The sequence below is a fragment of the Nocardia anaemiae NBRC 100462 genome (assembly GCF_001612725.1).
Taxonomy (GTDB): Bacteria; Actinomycetota; Actinomycetes; order Mycobacteriales; family Mycobacteriaceae; genus Nocardia; species Nocardia anaemiae.
Genome location: NZ_BDAZ01000001.1, coordinates 49,568 through 72,843, shown reverse-complemented (window position 1 = coordinate 72,843; position 23,276 = coordinate 49,568). Strand labels below are relative to the sequence as shown.

Here is a 23,276-nt window from a genome sequence, read left to right as displayed (position 1 = left end):
GTTGAACTGGGATGATCGTGATCGTGCCGCGCTGGTGGCGATGATGCGGCTGACACCCAAGCTCACCGAGTGGTCAAAGTTGACCGAGCAGATCAGCAATCACTGCGGCAGCGCCCGGCGACTCTGGGATGACCAACACCCCAGCGACCTGTTCGGTACAAGCGACGAATCCATGGTGCTCGATCAGGCAGCCAAAGATGTTGCCGCCTGGAAACACGCACCATTTCGGCTTCACACGTTCATGGATGACACCTACCCAGCCCAGCTGCGCTCGGTGCGGCAAATGCCCCCCGCGGTGTTCACCCACGGCCAGCTCGTCGACGACGACGCCGGTGTGTGCGTTGTCGGGTCTCGCGATGCCTCCGACGACGCATTGCAATTCGCTCGCACCGTGGCGCGAGCACTGGTAGCACACAACGTAAGTGTGATCGCCGGTCTGGCGCGAGGAATCGACACAGCAGCCCATCAGGCCACGTTGGACGCAGGCGGGAGAACCGTCGCCGTCCTGGGTAACGGTCTCGACCACATCTATCCCCGCGAGAATCGTGGACTACAGGCCGAGATCGCTGAGCACGGCATGCTGCTGACCCACTTCCTACCCGAATATGGACCCTCACGGTGGTCTTTCCCCGCCCGCAACGTCACGATGAGTGCCTACGGGATCGCCACGGTAGTCGTGGAAGCGGGCGAGAAAAGCGGCACCAGAATTCAAGCCAGAGAAGCCGTCGCACACGGCCGCCCCGTCATCCTGAACGCCCGTGTCGTGCAAGCAACCACTTGGGGGCGTGCACTGCAGGACCAGCCCGGCGTCTACGTCGCCGAGTCCGCGAATGAGGCCGTCGAGCACGCAGTGCGCCTCAATGACGAGCGTACGACGCTGACCAAGCTGCTGGGCATTCGGTGACCGACTCTGCACCTGATCTGTTGATCGGCCAGCTCGCCGACATTCTCAGACGAGAGACCCACCGCGCAAGCGCGGAAGGTGTTCACGACGCGACACACCACGCCCTGCTGTTTCGAGGACTGGTGCGCGACCGAGTCGGCGGGTTCTTCGGAAACGCCTACGCACCGGGCACCCCCGACATTTGCAGTGTGTGCCGCGGGCCCGCCGACCAGGACCTATGCGGACGGTGCCAAGCCGCACAGGAGGCCCACGGCGACCTGCTGGCGGACCGGACGATCCTGCTCACGTACGCACTCGGCAACCGGGAAGGCGCACGCCACCAGTCCGCGCACCACATGCTGACCTACAAGGGATACCGCGGAACACCGCCAGTCCCGCGGTGCGCCGAAGACCTGCAGCTGATGATCTCGGTGATGATGGACATGCATCGTTCGTGCCTGCAGAGTTGGCTCGGCACACAATGGGACTCACTGACCTTCGTTCCGTCCAAGGAACGACCCAACGGAACCCACCCGGTCGCAGCACTGGCCAACGCCGCACTACCGACTTTCGCGCCGGCACCTAAGCTGCAGAAATTCCTGCTGACCCCCGGTCGCGGCAGTGACAGCAAGCATGAGATGACCAGCGACCGGTACGAGATCGACCAACGCTGGCGTAAGCGCGTCGAAGGTCGGAACGTGCTGATTGTCGATGACACATGGACAACCGGGGCCAGTGCCCAAGGAGCTGCGGTCGCTGCCAAACGCGCAGGGGCGGCCACGGTCACCCTCCTGTGTGTCGCCCGATGGCTGCGCTGGGACTGGGGCGACCACAAAAAGCTGATCAGCACCCTCCACGACGGATTCGACGTACTGCGATGCCCCGTCACCGGGCACCCATGTCGCACGTCAGCCCAATTCACCGTCTCTCGCGCCAACCGCTAGTTACACGGTGCGCCGTGCGTCAGCTGCCTGCACGTGCCGCCAACCATCAGTGCCCCCGACCACGGCACCAGTTGCGCGGCCAACTGAGATACCGGAGCCCGGGGCCGTGCTCGCTGATGCATGCGATGCACCGCACCTCTGTGCGCCGCTATCGCGACGTTTGCCGCCGCGATAGTCACGACGCAGGGTAGCGACGGCGGCACGGTAGCTAGCACTTGCTTCCCGCCGATGCAGCAGCCAGCGGCTGTCGAGTGGCGGCCGCGCCAGAATGCAGCCAGGAAAACGGTAGTGCCGGCCCCAGACTGATGCGCAACGTGATGACAGGTTCTGCTCAACTCGGATCGCCGACTGGCGGCGGCACGGGCAGGCCATCCATCAGTTGGCCCGGCGTCGTCTGTAGCCCTGTCGCGAACCTGATGATGTTTTCCACCCGTGGGCTGCGCCGACCACGTTCGACCTGGCCCAGATAGGTCCAGTGCACGCCGCATTCGTGAGCAGCGACTTCCTGGCTCCATCCGAGTTCGGTTCGCCGGGCACGCACCCGCGCTCCGAACGCCATAGCGGTCGGATTGCGCGGCGGCTTGCCTGGGCTGGACATACAGAACCAACCACATACGTCCAGCGCATAATGATCCAGAGCGTAAACGTCCTATGCTCTTCCATCCCATGCGTAAATGTCGTACTATGCTCGACCTGATCGCCACGTGCGACCCTCACGACCGGGCTAATCCGAGCAGTCCGCGCAATCCGAACTCGGCGAGCGTCCGTCGTGGATCGACTCGCTTCGAGTGAATGACCACATCACACGAGATCGGAGCTAGAGCGTTGTCCACAGTGATCTTGAAAGGGCGCCATGAGGGCGTCGACCACGCGGCCCAATTGTGGCTGGCTGGCACTGAGTTGGCCGGCGATACCAATGCCGCGGCACGGTTGTCGCGAGCGGTCGACCCGGTCCGCTACGGCTTCGCCAAGCGTGCGCCACTGGACCTGGCAGAGTACACCGGGGAGGCCGCCGCAATGATCATCGCGTTGCTGAAGGCCGGGCAGGTACCGACACCTGGTGCGCTGAGCACCGCGATGACCAACCCACCAGGCATGAAAACCGCCGCGGATAGCGACGAGGTGCGTGCGGAGACCAAACAGTTCGAGGCGATGATTCGCGCCGATGTCGACTCAATCGGTGAGGCGTTGTCGTCGGCCGTCGCGCTGCACTGGGCCAATCACGGCATCGGCCCAACCTGGCAGGAAGCATGGCAATCCGACCCCGTCGTGGACTGGTGGATCGCGACACTCGGGGAGTTGCCTGAGTATCGGCTGGCCAGGAAACCGACATTCACAATCCTGGACCGCGCCGGATGGATCGCGTCGAATCGAAGGCCTCGCTCGCTGTGCACTGGCCGACGGTTTTACAACCGCTTCCATGGCGATCACGTTTCACCCGCCTCCGCGGCAACCGTCGGCTACCTGGTCGCCCGGTACATCGGGATCTATCGACGGCTACACGAGGATCGAAGCCCGACCTGGGACGAGATCGCTACGTCAACCGCCGATCCGAAGGGTATTCCGTTGTTCTTCAATGCCACCGACGGCCGGGCGCAGCAACGATGGTTGATGACCCAGGGGTGGATCCGGATCCAGGACGACCAACTCCGGCGCGGCGATCGCGCCAAGGCCGAAACCTACCGCCGCACGGCCCTGCGAAAGGCTTCCGCCTCAATGCAAGCGGCCTGAAACCCGAGTGCTGCCGACCGTCACACCGTCGCGTTGCTGGCGGCCACCTCTAGTCAGGTGGCCGCCAGCACTCGGTATTAGACGAGATCCACTAAGGCTCAGGACAAACGACACTGACATTCGGCAAACGTGTCGTACCCGCCTGCCACACTGACCGCATTCGCACTTGCGGTCGTCGAGCATCGCATCGTCATACTTGGCGCCGACATCAGCCACGCGGAGGAGCAGCGATGTCTCAGCACTACCCCAACGGTTGGAAACGCGCCCGCGATGCATGGAAGGCATCGCACGCGCCGATCTATGAAGCCGTATTCCTCGAGATTGTCGAGCGCAACACCTGCCACTGCGATAGCCGCGCAGTCGCAGTCGACTACGACGACCCCTACGTCAAGACCCTCGGCATTGACATCTGCCGCACCTGTGCGGGCATCACCCACTTCCGCGTGCGCTGCACCGGCAGTTGCAAACCCGATCACACCTCCGACGGCAGCGCGTCCATGATCTGCCAGAAGTGCCAGTTCTTCACGTGTATCCAATGTTCGGGACCGGTCACCTCGATGCTTGAGTTCTGTGATGGCTGCACCGAATCGTTTGGATACGAGGTCGACGAGCCACCAGTCGATGCCTACCTGGATGAAGACGGGAAGCTGCGCTATTGCGACGATGATGAGGCTGACGAACTCCGCCTCGCCGGCACAGCGTCCGGTCCATCATTGTCCGATCCGCCTCCGTGCTGAGCCAGTCGAGACCCTATCCAAGCACGATCGAAACCCGCTGGCCCTCTGACCGATTCCGCAACACCAGACCTCGGAACACCGGACCTACCTCCGCCGGGTCCCATGTGACGAACTCCAGCCCACTGAGTCCTACCCTGCTTCAGCCGTTGCGGCATTCACCTGCGCGGATCGTCATGGGACAATCGTGATCATGAACGATCCGTGGGAACGGGCGCTCGATGAGCTCTCCAGGGACCCGCAGGGGTTCCTGGATGGTTTGGTCTTCGTCGACGAGCCGCTTGCGCCCGAGGACATACCGCCGCCGATGACGGAGGAGAACGCCGCGCGGCTGCTGCGTGAAGCGGAGGAATGGCGACGTAATCGGGACTAGAACGGCGAGGATTCATTGGCGGTGCCAGGCAATGATCGTATTCGTCCAATTACGGCGTTGTCACGGCGATAGATCCCTCCGCGGTGCGCATAGTGATCGGCGGTACTAAGTGGTTCGCCTTCTGCGATTCGGTCGTCTGCGGCTGGTTGGCGTCAATCCAGCTAGGTCCGGCGGCGGAGCGAATGCAGGTCTGGCGGTGAGCCGCAATGCTTCTCGGATGTCTTCCTCGGTCAACCGCCATGATCGTCCGATCTTGTGGCCTGGCAGCTTGAGTGCCCGCAGCTGCTGCATGTACCAGCGGGTTGATTGCCCAAGGCGCTCGGCGCCTTCAGCTACCGACACAGTCATGGCTGGTGTCACGGGATCAGGGATCGCCTGTTGTGAGCCGTCGTCCGTGCCCGGGGGACCACCTGCTGTCATTGACACCTCGTTCTATTCGTTGCAGGTACGAGATTCAGGTATCGGCGACTGGCTAGGCCATACAGGGGTGTTCGCCGCCGACCCTCAACCAGCCGCGAGGGGGATCGATCTGCAGACGGGCTAGGTAATCGGATGTACCTCGCGGCTGGTCGCATCAGGGTTGCGGTCAACAACCATCTCAGGGGATTTATTCGACGACGTTATTCATCTTGAATAACGCGCGCCCACCATACATCGCGTATTACCTTGATCGCAGTCGTTACGTGCACACGAGTTCGATCGTGGTCCCACTTACGAGCAAGGTTGCTCAGGGGAGCCAGAAGTTCCCGCCATTGCGGCTCGAGCGCGACGGCCATCGTTCGAATCCGATGCTGCGGTAGCCCTTTTTCGCGACGCAGCAGTTCGGCATACTTCGTCAGCTCTTGGGCCGTCTCTCGGGCTGACCTGTTCGCCCGTTTCAGCTCGATTACTACCCACATCTGGTGCTGGTCGCGGGCAAGGATATCGATCCTGCCGCCAGTCCCGTTGGAGTTCGGCAGTCGGTACTCCTGATCGACAAGGCGCAGGCCAGGTTCCAGGATATCGAGTCGGTGCGCGAGGAACTCCCGGATGTGCGATTCATGAGGATCTGCTGGCATCGGATCTCCTGCTTGTCGATTCGTGGCTCACAGTTCGCATCGATTTAGCTGGCTTCGATCCAACCGGTTTCATATTTCGTAAGCAGAGGGATAGTGGAGCCCACCTCGCTGGACTGCGCCACGTGTTGCGCGACCGCTCGCTGCTGCTGCAACCAGCCTCTGAAACCGTGCCGTTGATGGGCAGCAGCTTCTGCTTGCTCCCATTCGCGATTATCCGGATGCCACACACCCTCGTACTGTTCGCTGCGTTGTGCGAGCTCGGCCGCCAACTTCCTGAAGGAGATGCCGCCTGGGTTGTGTAGGCGATGCATCCTCCGACTGGTCGTTGAACGATGTTCTTGCAGAACGAAGTTCAGTTCCAGACAGAAGTCACAATGGATGTTGTCGTCGGGGAGCTCGGTGGCGCTGAACGCGAGGAACTTGTGGATTCTGTCCAGGGTGTCGTCGTCGAGCTCGTAGGGTTCGGGGCGATGCGCGATGTGAAGTAGCACCAGGCGGGAGCACGTCATGGCATCGGCTCGCCGCGGGATGCTGATATCGGCAGGTCGCAGACGCCGCAGTGGGTGCACGCGAAGGCGAATGATGTCGTGCAAGCCACGAAGGTGCAGAGTTTCGCAGATCTTTCTGAGGTCGGTGTCCTCGCGGTCGCGATGCCAGTACCCGCCGTCGTATTCGATGACGAGCGGGTGTTCGCGAGCGCCCACCAGAAACATCATGTCGGCTCGTAGTTCGTAGCGTCCCGCCACTCTGTAGTGGCGAACGCCGTTGCCGAGCACAAAGTTCAGGATCGCGAAGATATCGCCTTCAATAACCGACTCACCAGGCGGACTGTCACCGGGTCTCAGAAATCGTCCCGCGCCATACCAACTCACCGCACCGACGATAGCGACAACCACCGACATTCCTTGTCTCCGTTCGTCACCCAGCACCGATACGTGCGACGACAGGTTGTAGTTGGCGCCGCGGGCCGTATCTGCCACCGGCGCGAGCGCTCGCCCGGCGCATGACAAGGTCCACGACCTACGCGCGCTTCCCCCACCAGCACCCGCCAATCAGGCCGTTCGCCTGGGGCCTTGCTTATCGCAACTGCGAGACGTTGTGGGGATGTTCGAGTTGTGCGCGGAGCTGAGTGATTTCGTCATGTTGGGCGGCGAGCCGGGAGATCGCCAGAGACTTGAACTGCTGCAGCTCGGCCACCACGACATCTCGGCGGGCAACACGGGCTTTGAGGTTTCCGACTTCGTTCTTGAGCCGTTCGATCTGTTGGACCCGTGGATCGGGTGCAGCGCTTGCGTTCTGAAGGGCATGCAGGCGCCGCTCGAACTCGTCGGCCAGGTGTTGATAGGGGCCCGGGCGCGAGGAGCCGTCACGGTTCTTCTTGGGGTAGAACCCGGTGCGGGTCACACCTGCTTCTGCTGCCAGAGATTTTAGATCACAGCGCCTGCCTGGTGGTAGATCTCCGCTCAAGAGTCGGTCCATAGCGGCGCGGATGGATTGCTCGTTGCGAGTCTTGTCGCCATCACTGATCCGAGCCATGCTTTAGTCCCCTTCTTGCGCTGTGGAATTGGCTGCATCGATAGCAGCGATGACGCGTAGTGTGCGGTCGTGTTCGACTGCGAGTCGTTGTTTCTCCCCCCTGGCGATGCGCGGGCTGCCGAGAAACACCTTGACCGCCTGGGCCTGCGTTGCCCATACGGGTCGGTGCGAGAGGTGGTGTGTCGCTTGGGGGCAGCGAGCCGAATCACACATTCCCGCTAGCGGTTTCGTCGCTTCAGGCGTGCCAGCCAGTTTGAGACAGAGCGCCTTGGATGGATCGAGGAACCAGCAGAAGTTGGCTGGTGCAACGTGCAGCGATCCAGCCAACTTGCGCAGCAGACTCTCCAGATGGCGATCGTCGTTGAGTACCTTCGGATCGGTGCGGGCGGCGTCTTTTAACTGGGCATCGACGTGGTGAAAGGCACTGATCAACCCCCGGGCTCCGGGACCTGAGGGCATCTTGCCAGCGAGTGTGTCGCGGAATGCCTCGACAGTGAGTGCGAGGTGGTGCTCCTGCTCTGCCTCGTGGATCTCGGCGAGAAACACTTTCTGGGAGCCACCAGGTCGCGCCGCGTATCCCTCTGTAGTTGCCACCGAAATGTGTTTCAGTGCGACCTTCGCAGCGAGCAGGCCGCCAGGCCGCTGAGCTATAGACAGCGCTAATGTACGACGAAGCATGCGGGGGCTGACCGGTCCCGGCGGGATGGCTGGCAACCCCCAACGATCAAGGTTGCCCGAGTCATTCAGCCAGCGGCGCAGATTCGCAATTCGCTTGCTCATCTCAACGCCGGTGAACAACGGTTCGCCGGAGGCGATGTCTTGCAGCTTCTCGGCCAACTGAACGGCGCGGTGGACCTGTTCGATCACCACCCACTCGTCGGGGACACCGCCGAATTTTTGTCCCTTGATCAACCTTCCGGTGAGCTTGTAGCGGACTCCGGTGCCGGCAGCCACGAGCTCCGATTTGCAGCAGCCGACCGACAACTCGCGTAGTTCGCTGCGGCGCATGCCGCTGAGGGCGGCCACCAAAACAAGGCTGGCGGTGACGGCGTAGCCGGCCGCAGCCTTCAGATCCTGCTCGGCCAAAGGTGCTGTCCACGGCACCAACTTGTCACTACCGAACATGGGGATGTGCACAGCGTTACGCGCCCAGGTCCGCTCGAAGCCGACCTTGGAGGCGATCTCGATCAGCTTTGGCTTGAGCTGCTCTCGAGACTCAAACGGGATCGTGCCGCAGCCGATCAGTCTCGCGAGGCTCTCCCAGGACAGATTAACCAAGGGATCTGCGTCCTCACCGCGACTGAGCCGCGCCTTTATCTTTGTCGATGACGCTGCGGGCAGGGCGGTTCCAGTCATCCGAAGATGGTTCAGTAAGTCCGGAATGCGAGCGATCGTAAGGTTCGGTAGTGCTTGCTCCGCAGCCTTCTGTACCCGGAGCTCGGAAAGGACGTCGGCGAGATTCGGGCCTATGACCTCTACCAGGAAAAGGCATGTCGTCAACAGTGGTTCGAGCACGTGATCAGGCACAGGCGGGATTCGGTTACCGCCCCACGTTGTGCGGCCGACCACCTGCGCGGCCGTCTTGCCTGGCCAAGGGACGAACCCCGGACGGTAGCTGTCGGCCGACAGCACCTCGGTGTAGAGGGCTAGCGTTTTCATGGTGCGTACAACTTCAGCAGTTGTCCCGGGATCAAGTCGGCGCCCGGGCTTGGCCTGTTGTTGGGCGCTCCAACATGTGAGCTCTAAGTAGCGGTCACAGAGATCCTGCGTGACTGCGTGTAAGCTTGAAATACCCTGCTCAGCAAGCCAATTGAACCATCGGGTGAGTTGGCGCAGCATTCGGTAACAGGTCCGCGGACTGTGCACTGTCCGCAACGCGTGCGCTGTGACCAGCACCTGCTCGTGGTGCGGAGCCATCAGCGCCAACAGCATCTCCTTGGCGACAATTCGCCAGAAGGGCGTGCTGATCAGGGTGAAATCCCAGACCAGTTCACGGGTGTAGATAGTCCGGTGAGCATCGGCAAGCCGAGACAGATCCCAGACATCGCTGTCGAAGTAGGCGTCGTGCGCTCCGGCGGCCAATCGCAGCCCCGCGGTTTCGCAGACCTTGGCCCCGGAAAATATCGAACATGACTGGTGGAAAAAGGCTTTCCGTTCGGCGTCGGAATCACTGATCACGCGGTTGTCTCCTCCGGTCGGAGCGGAACGCCGCCATCGTTGTCGGCTACCTCGACGGATGCCTGTGACTTCACGGTGTCGGAGAACTTGGGCAGAATCTCGTTGGCCAGCCGCTCGGCGTAAGGGCCGAAGACGCGCATGAAGTGATCCGCGGGCATCTGTCGGAACTGTCGTGAAAAGTAACCATTTAGCCGCAGCAGGTTCGGTGCGTGCCTGGGAAGGAACACCGCAAGTGGGCACAACAGGCACACCCATGGCCGCGCAGGACACGGCTGCCCTGCTGGCCCATGCATACCTGCGAGCTGGTCCGCGCAGGCTGCAGTGAAAACGTCACGTTCTCCGCCAACCAGCTCCTGCAGCGCGGTTGCATCCAACCCGAGTCGACGAACCTCATCCGGCAAACTCTTGACCAGTTCTGCAGTCTGGTCGCTGGACAGTACGACGGCTGGTAGAGCCTTGCGCAATAGGTCGACCTGGCCGTCCTCGATGATCGACTGGACGGCATCTAGCTCCACGGGACTCGTAGGAGTGGCGTAGTGGTCACCCTCGGTTCGAGCAGCATGGTTTGGATCGATTGTGACGCGTCCAGTCCAGCCGCGACGCGCGAGCCGCTCGATGTAGGTGACGCGGATCCGGGAGCGGTGAATTACCAAGGGTTCCCCCGAGTCATCGACCGCACCCAGGTTCACTACGAGTCTGTGCTGGGTCCTCCTATTAGGCGGCAGACCGAGAAAGCCCCGGTCGTTGTAGGAGAACCACAGTTGATCACGCAACTCCTTGGGTGCGAAGGATCGCATCAGCTCACTGTGCTCAAGCCACTTCTGCAGCAGCTGAACAGCCTGTCTCGGAAGAGCTGAACTTTCCTGTGATGTACGGCCTTTGACGTAGCTCAGCAGTACCGATGTATCGCCAGCCCAATCAATATCGCCCACGGTCAGATCGTCGATGCCATCCGGGACGATGCCCGAGTACATCCCGAACAGTGTGGCGTAGGCGACCTGAACGTCGCGCCGTGGAAACAGCGCGGCGACTGCCCGGCTGAACATGGGTCGCTCTCGGTTCAGACCGCCCCTGTGCGCGCAGAGAAGTTTGATGTAGTCGGTGTAGAAACGCATTGGCCCCTGACTGACGAGTAACCAGCACACATCCTCGAAGCGGGCCGGTCTGAGGCGAGGGTCGATCCCGTCGGCGGCGGCCGCTTGCGCCTCCTTATGCAGCGCCCGTTGTTCCGCCAGATATGTCTTGAGTGCGATCTCCAGTCGCGCCCACTCGCCGTCGGTATAGGCTTGGTACGGCCGACTGCGAGGGCGCGGCTGTATGTGAGATCCAGCGAGGTAGTCCCTCACTCCGGGATTGAGTGTGCCCACCTCCGCATCAAATCCCTTGAGCATGAAACGCAGGTTCCTCTCGCGTTCCCGAGTGCCCGCCAACCACAGCCGCATGAGCATGGCACGGGTCAAGTCGTTTGCTCCTCCGGTGAATCCAGCACTCGATAGCTTGATCACCATTTGCCGCAGGCAGCTCGCATACGTCACTGCCGTCTTGCGGGCACCGATGCCACCGTGCGGGTGAGCATTAGCTGCGAGACCCACTGCCAGGTCATGTGCGAGAACAGGATTGGGCAGTCCTGCAAAGGATGCGGTCAATGTGCTGCCGTCGGGAAAGACGAACCGAACCGCCAGCGGATCATTGAGGACAGTCGCTGGCATCAGCTGCCCTCGTCTTCGTCATCGGTGCGGTTGTCGCCGCCGCGACTGAACAACTCCTTGTAGGCGTCCAGGAAGATCCGGCTAGTGTCGTGGCGCGCGACGTAAATCTGGGTCGTGGTGACGCTTTGGTGGCCGAGCAGGTCACGCAATACCATCATCGGGTCGCTCTTACGCAGGTAAAGAGCCATCGCCGCGTCGTCACCTGCATCGGCAACTACCTTCGCAGCCTGGGCGTAGTAGCCCTTCACCAAGTCCTCAAGGGTGTGCATAGCCATCGAATGTCGCAGCCAGTGTGGAGATACGATTGGGAATCGGGACTCGTAGCGCTCCCTGATTCGCTTGGACGTCCTGCGCAGAACGGTGGCCCAATCAACGAACGGTTCGCCGGTGGACTGCAGGCCCAAGATCGGCGACTGCCCATCGGGGGTGACCAGACGCAGACGCTCGGTCGGCCGTAGCGTCCGCCAGGAACGGCGCTGCCCGTTGATGCGTGCTCCTTCCCAGTCCGGCTCCTCTACTAGCAGGGGTACGCCGAGCTTGGCCGGAGGGCGCCAGATGAAGCCATCGGCGGATGCGGCCCGATCCAGTTCGATGTACTGGTGGATCGCAGCCAGCGGTCCGTAGTGGACCCATGTTTCGCGAGGCTTTTGGCCCTTGGTGGTTGCGTGCGCAAGTGGGAACGGCACCGGCAGCGTCGTTGGCCGCGACGGCAGCGGGGGAATCTCATGGATCGTCAGGTGCGTGAACTCCTGTCGGCGCAGGCCACTCGATAACACTAGGTCCACCATCGCGGAGTTGCGGGCACCTTCACCGGGTCGCCGATAGCCAGCGTCTACCTCTCCGTTCATGCCTAGCCCTGCCAGAGCCCGAACCAGCAGCTGAGCGAAGTCGCGCTCGAGGTACTTGATCGTCGTGTGCGGATGCGGGCTACGCAATTTCGCCATGTTTCGCCGTACCTCCGTCCGAACTCCGTCGGCCGTCCGAACTGTCATTCGGTAGCTGAACGGCACCGCCGCCACGAACGATTCGTCACGGGCCCACCCGTAGAAGCACGACAAGATCCCCATGTTCAGGCTCCACGTCGACCGATCCCACCGGTGCTTGAGCTCACCTGCAAGCCGATATTCGGCGTACATACTCAACGCGGAGCGCAGTTGCGCGCGGTCGTCGAGCAGGTGCACACCGCGGTCGTTCAGGAATGTCATCCAGTCACGCAGGCACACCGCATAGTTACGCCAGGTGTTCTCCGCTGGTGCGCCGTTCATCGGAAGCTCGCGCAGCCAGCGATTCACGGTGACCGTCGGCCGCGGCTGGCCCGGCCCATCGTCGAAAACCAAATCGTCGTCTATCACGACAGGCATCCGCTCGCGGATCAGCGGCCGGCGAGATACATCCCACTTCTCCCACCCGGTCGCTGAGAAGTTAATCAACAGCACGCCCGCAGCGTACGCGGGGGACAACCCCGGCCGCCAAACACTCAAAAGTGGTTTCCCCCAAGGCGATTGGCCTAATGGGACATGCGTGTAAAGCAACGACTACGGCGGAGTATGCGATCGGGACTATCGCGGCCGCGGCGTTCGGGGCGGTGCTGTACGGGGTGGTGACCGGGGACAGCATTGTGAACGCGCTGACGAAGATCATCGACAAGGCGTTGAATACCGCGGTGTAGCGGCTAGTAGTTTTCGATTAAACTACTGCGGTACAACGCATCTCGGTGGCGATCGGGGTGCGGTGACGGTTGAGGCGGCGATCGCGCTCGCTGCCATCGTGGTTGCGGTGGTGCTGTGCGTCGGCGCCTTGCTCGCGGCGTCGACGCAGGTGCGCTGTGTCGACGCCGCGCGCGAAGCGGCCCGGCTGGCTGCTCGCGGTGATCAAGCGAATGCGGTGTCGGCGGCGCGGCGGGTAGCTCCGCCGACCGCCGACATCGCACTGCGCAGTGAGGGCGACCGGGTAGTCGCGGCGGTCTCCGCCCGATCACCCCTGCTACCCCTACTGGTCCTGCACGCCGAGGCCATCGCCACCCGCGAGCCGGGAGCCGAGCCGTGATCCGCAGCGGCCGCCGAACGGCCCGCGACGTGCCGCCGGGTACAACACCGAATAAGTACAGCGACGTGCCGTGCCAGCAAAGCGCGGCAGTAAGGAGGCCGAGTGACCAAGCAATAGAAGCAGCCCCGTCGAACAGCCCACGCCGCCAACGAGGCGACCACAGTCGAACCGACATCTCCGACGGGCGAACCGCACGTCCTCGCCGCACCGCTGCGGCCATCCAACTCGACCGTTGTTCCAGAGCGTTTACGTCAGACGGCACGCAAGGGCATCGCGTCGCAGTGTTGCGGACCCGGAACAGCCGAGTCGACCGCGTGTGCCGAGTGTTCGGCTCCGGTGGTCGAATCGGCAACGGGCGCATTGTGTTTCCGCGGGGGCATGGCATCGTCGCCACACGGACAGTGCCTCACCACTGCGCCATCAGAGCCAGCCGACTCGGCCATCGGCGCAGCGCCTTCAGATCAGGAGGAAAAACGGCCTTCTCGGTACGGCAGGCCGAGGATGGCCGAGTCGAACACAGGTGCCGAACCTTCGGCTCCCGTCGCGGGCACGCCGGATATGGGCGCGGTGCGTTTCCTCGAGGTGGCACGCGTGCGCGGGGTGTCGCTGGGCGACGGATCTGGCACGGTTGCGTCGGCTGCAGGTGCCGACCCTTCGGCTCCTCTGGCGGACACCCCGGATCAGGGCGCGGTCCGTTTCCTGGAGGCGGCACGCCAGAGCGGGGTGTCGCCGTGCGAAGAACCTGGGGCAGTCGCGTCGGCTTCGGCTGCCGAGCATTTTCAGCAATAGGCGTCCGAGTTGCCGATGCCCGCGGTGCCCTTGCGGAAGTTGGTGCCTGTTGGCACGGCGTCCTTGGGCGGCGGGTCAGGGCGGGCGGTCGAATCGAGGGTGGTCGCAGCGCGATTCTCTCCAGCAGCAGGTGGCGGCGAGGTTTCGCGCGGCGAGTCCGGGCGGATAACCGAGCCGACCACGGGTGCCGAGCATTCCCATCCAGCGGCAGCCGAGTTGCCGATGGCCGCCGTGTCCCCGAGTTGGGTGGCGCAGCAGGGGACGGCGCCACGGTCCGGTGGACGTCGGCGGGCGCCCGAACCGGCTGGTATGGCCTCGATGTAGCGGAGCATTCCCCCGGGACCGACGCGGTCGGCGCGGTGTGGCGGCGGGACGAGGGTGTTGCGACGGTGTTCGCCTGTTTGGCGCTGACGGCGCTGATCGGCGCGACGCTATTGATCGCTCATGTGGGGGTGGTGGTTGTGGCGCGGCATCGGGCGCAGGCGGCGGCGGATCTGGCGGCCCTGGCGGCAGCAGGAGAACTGATGCGTGGGGCCGATGTCGGATGTGCGGAAGCGGGTGAGATCGCGCGAAAGATGGGAGTGCGCATTCAGAACTGTGAAGTCGTGCAGTGGGATGCGACCGTCACTGTTGAAGCGAATGTACCAATGGGTCTGTTAGGAAAGCGGACTGTTCGCGCGGTTGCTCGTGCCGGACCCGTAGAAGATGGAGTGTGACCGGTACGTACATGCACTCGCCAGTGGTACCTCGCGATGCCGGAATTCGGTAATTGCGATGGTCGAATAAATGCGCATTGCTCAATTTACTTAGTAAACATAGAAGGGCAATCTAAATGAATCTGCACGTCGGGTGCTAATGCCCGTGGCAATGCCTCAGTTAACATGAATCCAATCCTCTTTATTCGGCGATCCAACACAACCGGCGCCGCGGGGTGTGGCACGCCGATAACCCCTGGTGACCGGCCACAAGGTGGACAAGCGATCACATTCGGAGTTCGGCGCTGTCACGAACCGACTGCGGCGGCGTTCACCACGCCATTCAGTCGCCCGGATCGGCGGCCAACTCGCCCAGAACCGCGGCCAGCAGGCGCGCCGCACCCGCCTTGTCCAGCGGATGATTGCCATTGCCGCACTTCGGTGACTGCACGCAGGACGGGCACCCGACCGCGCAGGTACACGTCTCGATCACCGCGAGCGTCGCCGACAACCAGCGACGTAGCTGCGCGAACCCGCGTTCGGCGAAGCCCGCACCACCCGCCTGGCCGTCGTAGACGAACACCGTCGGCAGTCCGGTATCGGGATGCTCGGCGGTGGAAACGCCGCCGATATCCCACCGGTCGCACGTCGCGACCAGCGGCAATAGGCCGATCGCCGCATGTTCGGCGGCATGCAGCGCGCCCGGCACCCGCGGCGTATCCAGGCCTGCGGCGACCAGCAGGTCGGGCGTCACCGTGTACAGCACGGCGCGGGTGGGCAGCGTCTGCTCCGGCATATCCAGCTCGACCAGATCCAACACCTCACCGGTGCGTAGCGTGCGCAGATAACCGATCACCTGGCTGGTGACGCTGACCTGCGCCAATGCGGTCGTCACCCGGCCGTGTCGGCGCTGTTCGGTGACCGCGTCGATGGCGATCGAGGTGACCTGTCTGGCGCTGGTGCTCCAGCCGGGATCGGTATTGCGCACGAAAGCCACTCCGCCATCGAGGTCCAGCTCGTCGACCAGGTAGATATCGCCTTGATGCAGGTGAACGGCACCTTCGTGCAGTGTCGCCCGCGCGCGCCCGGCATCGGCGGTGCCGAGTAATCTGCCGGTCTCGCTATCGACGATGGCAATGGGTGTGCCGATGCCCCCGCGCACGTCGACGGCGTCGTGCGGCTGCGCCTCGGCCGTCGCGAACCAGCGTGCGCTGCCGTCGCGCACCGCGCCGTTCCGGCGACGAATCAACCCTTGACCTGCGAGATCGGTTAGTACCTCGCGCGCGCCGAGCGCATCGACCTCATCGTCGGTGAGCGGCAGTTCCAGCGCCGCGCACAGCAATTGCGGGCCCAATACATAGGGATTACGTGGATCGGTGATGGTGGCCTCGATCGGCTTGTCCAGCAGCGCCTCCGGGTGGTGGACCAGGTAGGTGTCCAGCGGATCGTCCCTGGCCACCAGCAGCACCAGCGATCCCTGTGTGCGCCGTCCCGCGCGCCCGGCCTGCTGCCAGAACGAGGCGACCGTGCCCGGAAAGCCCGAGATCACGACCGCATCCAACCCCGCGATATCGACCCCGAGTTCCAGCGCGTTCGTAGTGGCGGCACCCAGCAGCGACCCGTCCGACAGCGCCGCCTCCAATTCGCGTCGATCCTCCGCGAGATAACCCGCCCGATATGCGGCGACCCGCTCGCTCAGGGCCGGATCCACATCCGCGAGCAGCCTGCGAGTCTCGATCGCCGTCAGCTCGGCGGCCCGCCGCGACCTGACGAATGCGAGCGTGCGCGCCCCCTCGACCACCAGATCGGCCATGATCCTGGCCGCCTCCGAGGTCGCGGATCGCCGAACGGGCGCACCGTTCTCGCCGGTCAGAGTGGTCAACAGCGGCGGCTCCCATAGCGCGATGGTGCGCGCGCCCTGCGGCGATCCGTCCTCGGTGACCGCGACACAGGGCGCTCCGATCAGCCGGGATGCCGCGGCCGCGGGCTCGGCCGTGGTCGCCGAGCACAGGATGAATACGGGGTCCGCGCCGTAATGGGCCGCAATGCGCCGCAGTCTGCGCAGTACCAGCGCCACATGCGAACCGAATACGCCCCGGTAGGCATGGCATTCGTCGACAACTACATAGCGCAGCCTGCGCAGCACTCTGGCCCAGCGCTGATGGGAGCGCAGCATGCCGACGTGCAACATGTCGGGGTTGGTGAGGATGAACCGGGCATTCGCGCGCACCCATTGCCTGACCTCGGCCGGTGTGTCGCCGTCGTAAGTGGCCGGGTGGACATCCCGCAACGGCCCCTCGTGGGTCAATTCCGCTATTGCCCGCAGTTGGTCGGCGCCCAATGCCTTGGTCGGCGCCAGATAAAGGGCAGTGGCGAGTGGATCTTCGCGCAATGCGGTGAGCACGGGCAGTTGGTAGCCGAGCGATTTCCCGGATGCTGTACCGGTGCTGACCACCACGTGTCGGCCGCTCACGGCCAGGTCGGCGGTGTTGGTCTGATGACTCCACGGCGCCTCGACTCCCACGGCTCGCAGCGCCTCGACGACATCGGACGAGGCCCAATCGGGCCAGGTAGTGGTGGTCGCGGGGCGCGCGGCGAGCTCGACGACATGGGTCAGGCGGGAGTCATCGTCGGGGCCGCCGTCCAGGACACGATTCAGCAACGATCGCCCATAACTTCGGCCGTTGCTGGGGCGTGGCCGACTTACCGGTCCGGTCGGATTCACGACTCGGACTCCGCGACACGCACAGAAAGTGTGAAACGTGTGCGCTTGTGAAGCCCTACCTGCCTTTTCGATACCAAATAGCGACCTGGGTCACAGCCTGTTTGCCAGATACTGGCTCGGTTATCCCTAAGCAAACGAACCACAAGTCTGGATTCCGGCATTGTGTCCCTCACCTGCGCATTCGCAAGATCAACTTTTTTGCAAATTGTCGGTAACTCGACTGTTGAATTGCTCGAAGACATGGTTCACTAGTTCCTGGTCGCAAGCTTCTGTGTTCGAGGGACGGATCCAAAGTCCAAACCGTCAGCAGGATCGATGTTGCGAACGGTGTGCTTGGTGCTTTCCTGCAGGGGGAACCAACAGTACAGCGGTCGGAACGGACCCGGTGGATGAACCTACTTGTCCGCCGTTCCGGTAAGAAAAGAGAAGGAACAGAATGGCACAGGGAACTGTGAAGTGGTTCAACGCGGAGAAGGGGTTCGGCTTCATCGCGCCCGAGGACGGCTCCGCCGACGTCTTCGTCCACTACTCCGAGATCCAAGGGTCGGGCTTCCGCACCCTCGAGGAGAACCAGAAGGTCGAGTTCGAGGTTGGCCAGGGCACCAAGGGCCCGCAGGCCACCGGAGTTCGCGCGCTCAGCTGAGCGACGCAACAATCCGCTCGTCCCTCACCACCGGTAACGGTGGTGAGGGACGAGCTATATCTGGGGTAAGACAAAAACCGACGCGGACCTGCGGTGCGGCGGTATCGCGACAGGCACTGCATACTGATCACCAGCGACGCAGGTACGCTCTGTGGTTCGAGTCGCAAGCGCTCGGCCACACGTCGCGTCAAGGTATAAACGTGTCTGGTGGCAACGTCCTCCCCGTCGCCGCCGCTTGCCCCAGCCGCGCACAGCGCGAAAATGCGCCGCGCGGGTCGATAAGGAAAGGTGTATTCGCCGGTGGCAACACGAGACCGCGGTGCAGCCGACCAGGGCCGTCCCCTGCGTCGTCTCGTGATCGTCGAGTCCCCGACCAAGGCCCGCAAAATAGCGCCCTACCTGGGCCGCCATTACACGGTCGAGGCGTCGGTCGGTCATATCAGGGACCTGCCGCGCGGTGCGGCGGACGTGCCCGCCAAGTACAAGGGGCAGTCCTGGGCACGCCTCGGTGTCGACGTCGACAATGACTTCGAGCCCATCTATGTGGTGAGTCCGGACAAGAAAGCCAAGGTCTCCGAGCTCAAGAGCCTGTTGGCCGACGCCGACGAGCTCTACCTCGCCACCGACCCCGACCGGGAGGGCGAGGCCATCGCCTGGCACCTGTTGGAGACGTTGAAGCCCAAGGTGCCGGTGCGGCGCATGGTGTTCCACGAGATCACCGAGCCCGCCATCCTGGCTGCCGCGGCCGATACCCGCGATCTGGACAACGATCTGGTCGATGCGCAGGAAACCCGCCGCATCCTGGACCGGTTGTACGGCTACGAGGTCAGTCCGGTGCTGTGGAAGAAGGTCATGCCGCGGTTGTCGGCTGGCCGGGTGCAGTCGGTCGCGACGAGGGTGATCGTGCAGCGCGAGCGCGAGCGGATGGCATTCCGTTCGGCCGAGTACTGGGATATCGCGGCGAAGCTGGACGCGGGTGGGGACAACGGCGATGCCACCAATCCGCGTACCTTCGGGGCGCGATTGGTCAGCGTCGACGGGACCAGAGTGGCCACCGGCCGGGACTTCGGACCGGACGGGCAGCTCAAGGGCAATGGCGTGGTCGTCCTCGACGAGCCCTATGCCCGCCGCCTCGCCGAGGCGCTCGAGGGCGCCGATCTGGTGGTCTCCTCCGCAGAGGCGAAACCGTATTCGCGCAAGCCGTACGCGCCGTTCATGACCTCGACGCTGCAGCAGGAGGCGGGCCGCAAACTGCGGTTCAATGCCGAGCGCACCATGCGGGTCGCGCAGCGGCTGTACGAGAACGGCTACATCACCTATATGCGTACCGACTCGACCACGCTGTCGGAGTCGGCGATCGCCGCGGCCAGATCTCAGGCGACCCAGCTGTACGGCGCGGAGTATGTGCATCCGACGCCGCGGCAGTACACCCGCAAGGTGAAGAACGCGCAGGAGGCGCACGAGGCGATCCGTCCGGCGGGCGATACCTTCGCGACCCCGGGGCAGCTGCACGCGCGGTTGGACAATGACGAGTTCCGGCTCTATGAGCTGATCTGGCAGCGCACGGTCGCCTCGCAGATGGCTGATGCCAGGGGCACCACGCTGACGCTGCGAATCACCGGTGTCGCGGGCACCGGCGAGGAATGCGTGTTCTCGGCCTCCGGTCGGACCATCACCTTCCCGGGCTTCCTCAAGGCTTACGTCGAGAGTGTCGACGAAGAGGCGGGCGGTCAGTCCGATGACGCCGAATCCCGGCTGCCCGCACTCGACGAGGGGGAGCGCGTCACCGCGGTGGAGCTGAATCCCGATGGGCACAGCACGAATCCGCCCGCGCGGTATACCGAAGCGTCGTTGATCAAGACGCTCGAAGACCTCGGTATCGGTCGCCCCTCGACGTATTCGTCGATCATCAAGACGATTCTCGACCGTGGATATGTGTACAAGCGCGGCAGTGCGCTGGTGCCGTCGTGGGTCGCCTTCGCCGTGGTCGGTCTGCTCGAGGCCTACTTCGGTCGGCTGGTCGACTTCGACTTCACCGCCGCGATGGAGGACGATCTCGATGCCATCGCGGGCGGACGCGAGCAGCGCGGAAACTGGTTGTCCAGCTTCTATTTCGGTGGCGATCACGGTGTCGAGGGTTCGGTCGCGCGCTCCGGCGGTCTGAAGCGGATGGTCGGCGAGCGGCTCGACGATATCGATGCCCGCGAGGTCAATTCGATCAAGCTGTTCGTCGACGACGAAGGGCGCGACGTTGTGGTCCGGGTCGGTCGGTTCGGACCGTATCTGGAGCGGATGGTCGCCAATCCCGATGACCCCGAAGGGGATTCGATATCGCAGCGGGCGAATCTGCCAGATGATCTGCCGCCGGACGAGCTGACCGCGGAGGTCGCCGAGAAGCTGTTCTCGACACCGCAGGAGGGTCGACTGCTCGGTAAGGATCCGGCGACCGGACACGAAATCGTCGCCAAGGAAGGACGTTTCGGGCCCTACGTCACCGAGATCCTGCCGGAACCCGTGGCCGAGGACGGGTCCGCGCCCGCGAAGAAGACCGCGAAAAAGGCTGCGGCGCCAAAGCCGCGGACCGGATCGCTGTTCAAAGATATGGATCTGGCGACGATTACGCTCGACGATGCGCTGAAGTTGTTGTCGCTGCCGCGTGTTGTCGGAGCCGACCCGGCCTCCGGTGAGGAGATCACCGCGCAGAACGGGCGCTACGGCCCATATCTGAAGAAGGGCACCGATTCTCGTTCGCTGGCCAATGAAGATCAGATCTTCACCGTGACGCTGGACGAGGCGCTCGAGATCTACGCCGAGCCCAAGCGGCGCGGACGCCAGGCCGCCAGTGCCGCGGCGCTGCGCGAACTGGGGAAGGATTCGGCCACCGGTAAGCCGATGGTGATCAAGGACGGGCGCTTCGGTCCGTATGTCACCGACGGTGAGACCAATGCCAGCCTGCGCAAGGGTGACGAGGTCGATTCGATCACCGACGAGCGGGCCTCGGAACTGCTCGCCGATCGGCGCGCGCGGGGTCCGGTGAAGAAGACGGCCAAGAAGGCGGCGGCGAAGAAGACTCCGGCCAAGAAGGCGACGGCGGCGAAGAAGACCGCCGCCAAGAAAACCACCGCCAAGAAGACGGCCGCGAAGAAGGCCTGACGGTTTCGTCGGTGCGTTGCCGTAGCCTCGCCACGGTATCGAAGCTCGATCGGGAAGGGGACCGCCATGGCGATGGATCAGGAGCGCGAAGATCTCATCCTCGCACTCGACAGTCAGCGCGAGCTGTTCCGAATCACCCTGCGGGGTATCGACGAGGAGCAGGCGCGGCGGCGCACCACCGTCAGCGAGTTGACTCTGGGTGGACTGCTGCACCATGTCGTCAACTGTGAGCGGCACTGGACCAAGGTCATCGTCGAGCGCGATGAGACGGCGAAGCAGGAAATGGCCGAATTCGAGGGCGAGTATGTGATGGCGCCCGAGGACACGGTTGCGGGTCTGCTGGCCACCTGGGACGAAGTGGCGGAGGCGACCGCGAAGCTGATTCGCAGCGATCCGGATCTGAGCACGTCCATCCCGACACCGACGACACCGTGGACGCCCGACCGCGTGTGGTGGACCGTGCGGTTCACGCTGCTGCACGTTCTACGCGAGATTGCCCACCATAGTGGGCACGGCGACATCATTCGCGAGGCGCTCGACGGCGCCAATACCACCTACCAGCGAGTCTGATTCGGATCCGTCCGGCCGGGACTGTCGGTGGGGGCGGTTAGGGTGTACGACGTGGCGGGTGTCTTCGATCGGCTGGTTGGGCAGGATGCGGTCGAGTCCGAATTGCGGGCGGCCGCGGTCGCCGCGCGCGGGGGGACCGGCAATGGTGCGATGACCCATTCGTGGCTGTTCACCGGGCCGCCGGGATCGGGGAGATCCGTTGCGGCGCTGTGCTTTGCGGCCGCGCTGCAGTGCACGGACGAGGGTACGGTCGGCTGCGGTCGGTGCCATGCGTGCACCACCACGATGGCCGGAACGCACGGCGATGTGCGGCGGGTGATTCCGGAGGGGCTGAGCATCAGCACCAAGGAGATGCGCGAGATCGTGCAGATCGCCTCGCGGCGGCCCAGCACCGGTCGCTGGCAGGTGGTGTTGATCGAGGATGCTGACCGTTTGACCGAGGCGGCGGGCAATGTGCTGTTGAAGGTGGTCGAGGAGCCGCCGGATCGGACGGTATTCCTGCTGTGCGCGCCGTCGGTGGACCCGGAGGACATCTCCGTGACACTGCGGTCGCGCTGTCGGCATGTGCATCTGGTGACGCCCTCGGTGCCCGCCATCGCGCAGGTGCTGCGGGAGCGCGACAAGCTCGACGAGAAGACCGCCGCCTGGGCGGCGTCGGTGAGCGGCGGTCACGTCGGGCGGGCTCGGCGGTTGGCCACCGATGAGCAGGCGCGTGCTCGTCGGCAGCGGGCGCTGGCGTTGGTTGGTGCGGTTTCGCGGCCCGGTGCCGCCTATGCGGCCGCAGATGAATTGGTGAAGTCCGCCGACGACGAGGCCAAGCAGATGAGTGCGGCGCGTGACGAACGCGAGCGCGAAGAGCTGGCGACCGCACTCGGCGCGGGCGGCACCGGCAAAGGCGCCGCCAGCGCGACCCGGGGCTCGGCCGGTGTGCTCAAGGACTTGGAGCGCAGGCAGAAATCCCGCGCCACCCGCACCGGACGCGATGCCCTCGACCGCGCACTCATCGACGTCGCGGGCGTCTACCGCGACGCGCTCGCCGTCCGCTTCGGCGCCGCCCGCAATGGTTCCGGCGTCACCCTCACCCACCCCGATTTGTCCGACCAGATCCACGACCTCGCCGACCGCGTCCGCCCCGAGGGCCTGCTGCGCTCCATCGAAGCCGTCCTCGCCTGCCGCGAGGCCCTCGACCTCAACGTCAAACCCCGCTTCGCCCTCGCCGCCATGGTCGCCACCCTCATCTCCGCCCAATCCGCGTGACCGCTACCACCCGTTTTCGCGATCAGACCGCCGAGACGATAGACTCGCGTGGCCGAAAGGCACGCCGCCTTAGCTCAGTCGGTAGAGCGCTTCACTCGTAAGTACGCCAATGCCGAACTCGTTGTTTCCTTTTCGGTTTCGAATCCAAGCTCTTTCTTCGACGTTGGATTGCTGGTGCGACGTGCGTTGGGTGCGTTCAACCAGCGAAGACATGTTTGATCTGCCGTGGGACGGGCGTGCGCAGTGTGTTCA

The 23,276-nt window shown here is 63.8% G+C and carries 21 protein-coding genes; 12 read left to right on the top strand and 9 right to left on the bottom strand.

The genetic code is table 11. From position 1 onward, the window contains the following. The first annotated feature begins 40 nt into the window (after positions 1–40). Both NA5_RS00340 and NA5_RS00335 read left to right on the top strand, forming a co-directional pair. Positions 41–904: a DNA-processing protein DprA gene (locus tag NA5_RS00340; RefSeq protein ID WP_063813128.1), complete on the top strand. Its 864-nt coding sequence runs from the start codon at positions 41–43 to the stop codon at positions 902–904. Next, positions 901–1,827 carry a hypothetical protein gene (locus tag NA5_RS00335; RefSeq protein WP_062980608.1) on the top strand — a complete coding sequence of 309 codons (927 nt, stop codon included), beginning with the start codon at positions 901–903 and terminating at the stop codon, positions 1,825–1,827. The genes NA5_RS00340 and NA5_RS00335 overlap by 4 nt, the downstream gene beginning before the upstream one ends. A gap of 331 nt (positions 1,828–2,158) precedes the next feature. On the opposite strand, the gene NA5_RS00330 is transcribed toward NA5_RS00335, so the two are convergent. Then, complete coding sequence (locus NA5_RS00330; protein WP_307188856.1) at positions 2,159–2,386, bottom strand: helix-turn-helix domain-containing protein; 228 nt, start codon at positions 2,384–2,386, stop codon at positions 2,159–2,161. Positions 2,387–2,652: 266 nt separating this feature from the next. On the opposite strand from NA5_RS00330, the gene NA5_RS00325 reads away from it, so the two are divergent. The 3 genes from NA5_RS00325 to NA5_RS00315 all read left to right on the top strand — a co-directional run bounded on the left by NA5_RS00325 (position 2,653) and on the right by NA5_RS00315 (position 4,665). Further along, positions 2,653–3,558, top strand: a complete 906-nt coding sequence (locus NA5_RS00325; protein WP_157110158.1) for a hypothetical protein — start codon at positions 2,653–2,655, stop codon at positions 3,556–3,558. A 230-nt stretch (positions 3,559–3,788) separates the two neighbouring features. Continuing rightward, positions 3,789–4,295, top strand: coding sequence for a hypothetical protein (locus NA5_RS00320; RefSeq protein WP_062980603.1), 507 nt, complete (start codon positions 3,789–3,791; stop codon positions 4,293–4,295). Positions 4,296–4,485: 190 nt separating this feature from the next. After that, positions 4,486–4,665, top strand: a complete 180-nt coding sequence (locus tag NA5_RS00315) for a hypothetical protein (RefSeq protein ID WP_157110157.1) — start codon at positions 4,486–4,488, stop codon at positions 4,663–4,665. 620 nt (positions 4,666–5,285) lie between these two features. On the opposite strand, the gene NA5_RS38955 is transcribed toward NA5_RS00315, so the two are convergent. The 6 genes from NA5_RS38955 to NA5_RS00280 all read right to left on the bottom strand — a co-directional run bounded on the left by NA5_RS38955 (position 5,286) and on the right by NA5_RS00280 (position 12,678). Continuing rightward, complete coding sequence (locus NA5_RS38955) at positions 5,286–5,723, bottom strand: endonuclease NucS domain-containing protein (protein ID WP_084483769.1); 438 nt, start codon at positions 5,721–5,723, stop codon at positions 5,286–5,288. A gap of 44 nt (positions 5,724–5,767) precedes the next feature. After that, the gene (locus NA5_RS00300; RefSeq protein ID WP_157110156.1) at positions 5,768–6,703 is read right to left on the bottom strand and encodes a hypothetical protein; all 936 of its coding nucleotides are present in this window, start codon (positions 6,701–6,703) and stop codon (positions 5,768–5,770) included. Positions 6,704–6,800: 97 nt separating this feature from the next. Then, on the bottom strand, positions 6,801–7,259 hold the full coding sequence (locus NA5_RS38950) for a hypothetical protein (RefSeq protein ID WP_084483768.1): 459 nt from the start codon (positions 7,257–7,259) through the stop codon (positions 6,801–6,803). A 3-nt stretch (positions 7,260–7,262) separates the two neighbouring features. Next, positions 7,263–9,437 (bottom strand): site-specific integrase, encoded by a 2,175-nt coding sequence (locus tag NA5_RS00290; protein WP_062980585.1) that lies wholly within the window; start codon positions 9,435–9,437, stop codon positions 7,263–7,265. Then, a complete protein-coding gene (locus NA5_RS00285) occupies positions 9,434–11,146 on the bottom strand; it encodes a hypothetical protein (protein WP_063813104.1) in 1,713 nt (570 codons plus the stop codon). Before NA5_RS00285 ends, NA5_RS00290 begins: the two co-directional genes overlap by 4 nt. After that, positions 11,146–12,678, bottom strand: coding sequence for a tyrosine-type recombinase/integrase (locus tag NA5_RS00280; RefSeq protein ID WP_157110155.1), 1,533 nt, complete (start codon positions 12,676–12,678; stop codon positions 11,146–11,148). Before NA5_RS00280 ends, NA5_RS00285 begins: the two co-directional genes overlap by 1 nt. Here NA5_RS00280 and NA5_RS00275 point away from each other — a divergent pair. After that, positions 12,657–12,815, top strand: coding sequence for a DUF4244 domain-containing protein (locus NA5_RS00275; protein WP_157110154.1), 159 nt, complete (start codon positions 12,657–12,659; stop codon positions 12,813–12,815). The two genes, NA5_RS00280 and NA5_RS00275, sit on opposite strands and share 22 nt — an antisense overlap. Before the next feature lie 62 nt (positions 12,816–12,877). Then, positions 12,878–13,192, top strand: a complete 315-nt coding sequence (locus NA5_RS00270; protein ID WP_062980576.1) for a TadE family type IV pilus minor pilin — start codon at positions 12,878–12,880, stop codon at positions 13,190–13,192. Between the two features lie 779 nt (positions 13,193–13,971). On the opposite strand, the gene NA5_RS40040 is transcribed toward NA5_RS00270, so the two are convergent. Then, positions 13,972–14,163 carry a hypothetical protein gene (locus tag NA5_RS40040; RefSeq protein ID WP_157110153.1) on the bottom strand — a complete coding sequence of 64 codons (192 nt, stop codon included), beginning with the start codon at positions 14,161–14,163 and terminating at the stop codon, positions 13,972–13,974. 177 nt (positions 14,164–14,340) lie between these two features. On the opposite strand from NA5_RS40040, the gene NA5_RS00265 reads away from it, so the two are divergent. Beyond that, on the top strand, positions 14,341–14,697 hold the full coding sequence (locus NA5_RS00265) for an Rv3654c family TadE-like protein (protein WP_062981218.1): 357 nt from the start codon (positions 14,341–14,343) through the stop codon (positions 14,695–14,697). 322 nt (positions 14,698–15,019) lie between these two features. Here NA5_RS00265 and NA5_RS00260 read toward each other — a convergent pair whose 3' ends face one another. Further along, positions 15,020–17,338 carry a DEAD/DEAH box helicase gene (locus NA5_RS00260; RefSeq protein ID WP_062980573.1) on the bottom strand — a complete coding sequence of 773 codons (2,319 nt, stop codon included), beginning with the start codon at positions 17,336–17,338 and terminating at the stop codon, positions 15,020–15,022. A 499-nt stretch (positions 17,339–17,837) separates the two neighbouring features. Between NA5_RS00260 and NA5_RS00255 the strand changes: the two genes are divergently transcribed. The 4 genes from NA5_RS00255 (at position 17,838) to NA5_RS00240 (ending at position 23,024) form a co-directional block, all read left to right on the top strand. Continuing rightward, the gene (locus tag NA5_RS00255; protein ID WP_011206895.1) at positions 17,838–18,044 is read left to right on the top strand and encodes a cold-shock protein; all 207 of its coding nucleotides are present in this window, start codon (positions 17,838–17,840) and stop codon (positions 18,042–18,044) included. 354 nt (positions 18,045–18,398) lie between these two features. Then, positions 18,399–21,197, top strand: a complete 2,799-nt coding sequence (gene topA, locus NA5_RS00250; protein ID WP_245672042.1) for a type I DNA topoisomerase — start codon at positions 18,399–18,401, stop codon at positions 21,195–21,197. Between the two features lie 66 nt (positions 21,198–21,263). Further along, positions 21,264–21,767 (top strand): DinB family protein, encoded by a 504-nt coding sequence (locus NA5_RS00245; protein WP_062980571.1) that lies wholly within the window; start codon positions 21,264–21,266, stop codon positions 21,765–21,767. 51 nt (positions 21,768–21,818) lie between these two features. Next, positions 21,819–23,024 (top strand): DNA polymerase III subunit delta', encoded by a 1,206-nt coding sequence (locus NA5_RS00240; protein ID WP_062981214.1) that lies wholly within the window; start codon positions 21,819–21,821, stop codon positions 23,022–23,024. The last annotated feature ends 252 nt before the right edge of the window (positions 23,025–23,276 follow it).

Excerpts from the sequence above, each read along its gene's own strand:
- NA5_RS38950 (WP_084483768.1), bottom strand. The coding sequence starts at position 7,259 with ATGGCTCGGATCAGTGATGGCGACAAGACTCGCAACGAGCAATCCATC.
- NA5_RS00255 (WP_011206895.1), top strand. The coding sequence starts at position 17,838 with ATGGCACAGGGAACTGTGAAGTGGTTCAACGCGGAGAAGGGGTTCGGC.
- NA5_RS00315 (WP_157110157.1), top strand. The coding sequence starts at position 4,486 with ATGAACGATCCGTGGGAACGGGCGCTCGATGAGCTCTCCAGGGACCCG.
- NA5_RS38955 (WP_084483769.1), bottom strand. The coding sequence starts at position 5,723 with ATGCCAGCAGATCCTCATGAATCGCACATCCGGGAGTTCCTCGCGCAC.
- NA5_RS00330 (WP_307188856.1), bottom strand. The coding sequence starts at position 2,386 with ATGGCGTTCGGAGCGCGGGTGCGTGCCCGGCGAACCGAACTCGGATGG.
- NA5_RS00245 (WP_062980571.1), top strand. The coding sequence starts at position 21,264 with ATGGCGATGGATCAGGAGCGCGAAGATCTCATCCTCGCACTCGACAGT.
- NA5_RS00275 (WP_157110154.1), top strand. The coding sequence starts at position 12,657 with ATGGGACATGCGTGTAAAGCAACGACTACGGCGGAGTATGCGATCGGG.
- NA5_RS00340 (WP_063813128.1), top strand. The coding sequence starts at position 41 with ATGATGCGGCTGACACCCAAGCTCACCGAGTGGTCAAAGTTGACCGAG.
- NA5_RS00320 (WP_062980603.1), top strand. The coding sequence starts at position 3,789 with ATGTCTCAGCACTACCCCAACGGTTGGAAACGCGCCCGCGATGCATGG.
- NA5_RS00285 (WP_063813104.1), bottom strand. The coding sequence starts at position 11,146 with ATGCCAGCGACTGTCCTCAATGATCCGCTGGCGGTTCGGTTCGTCTTT.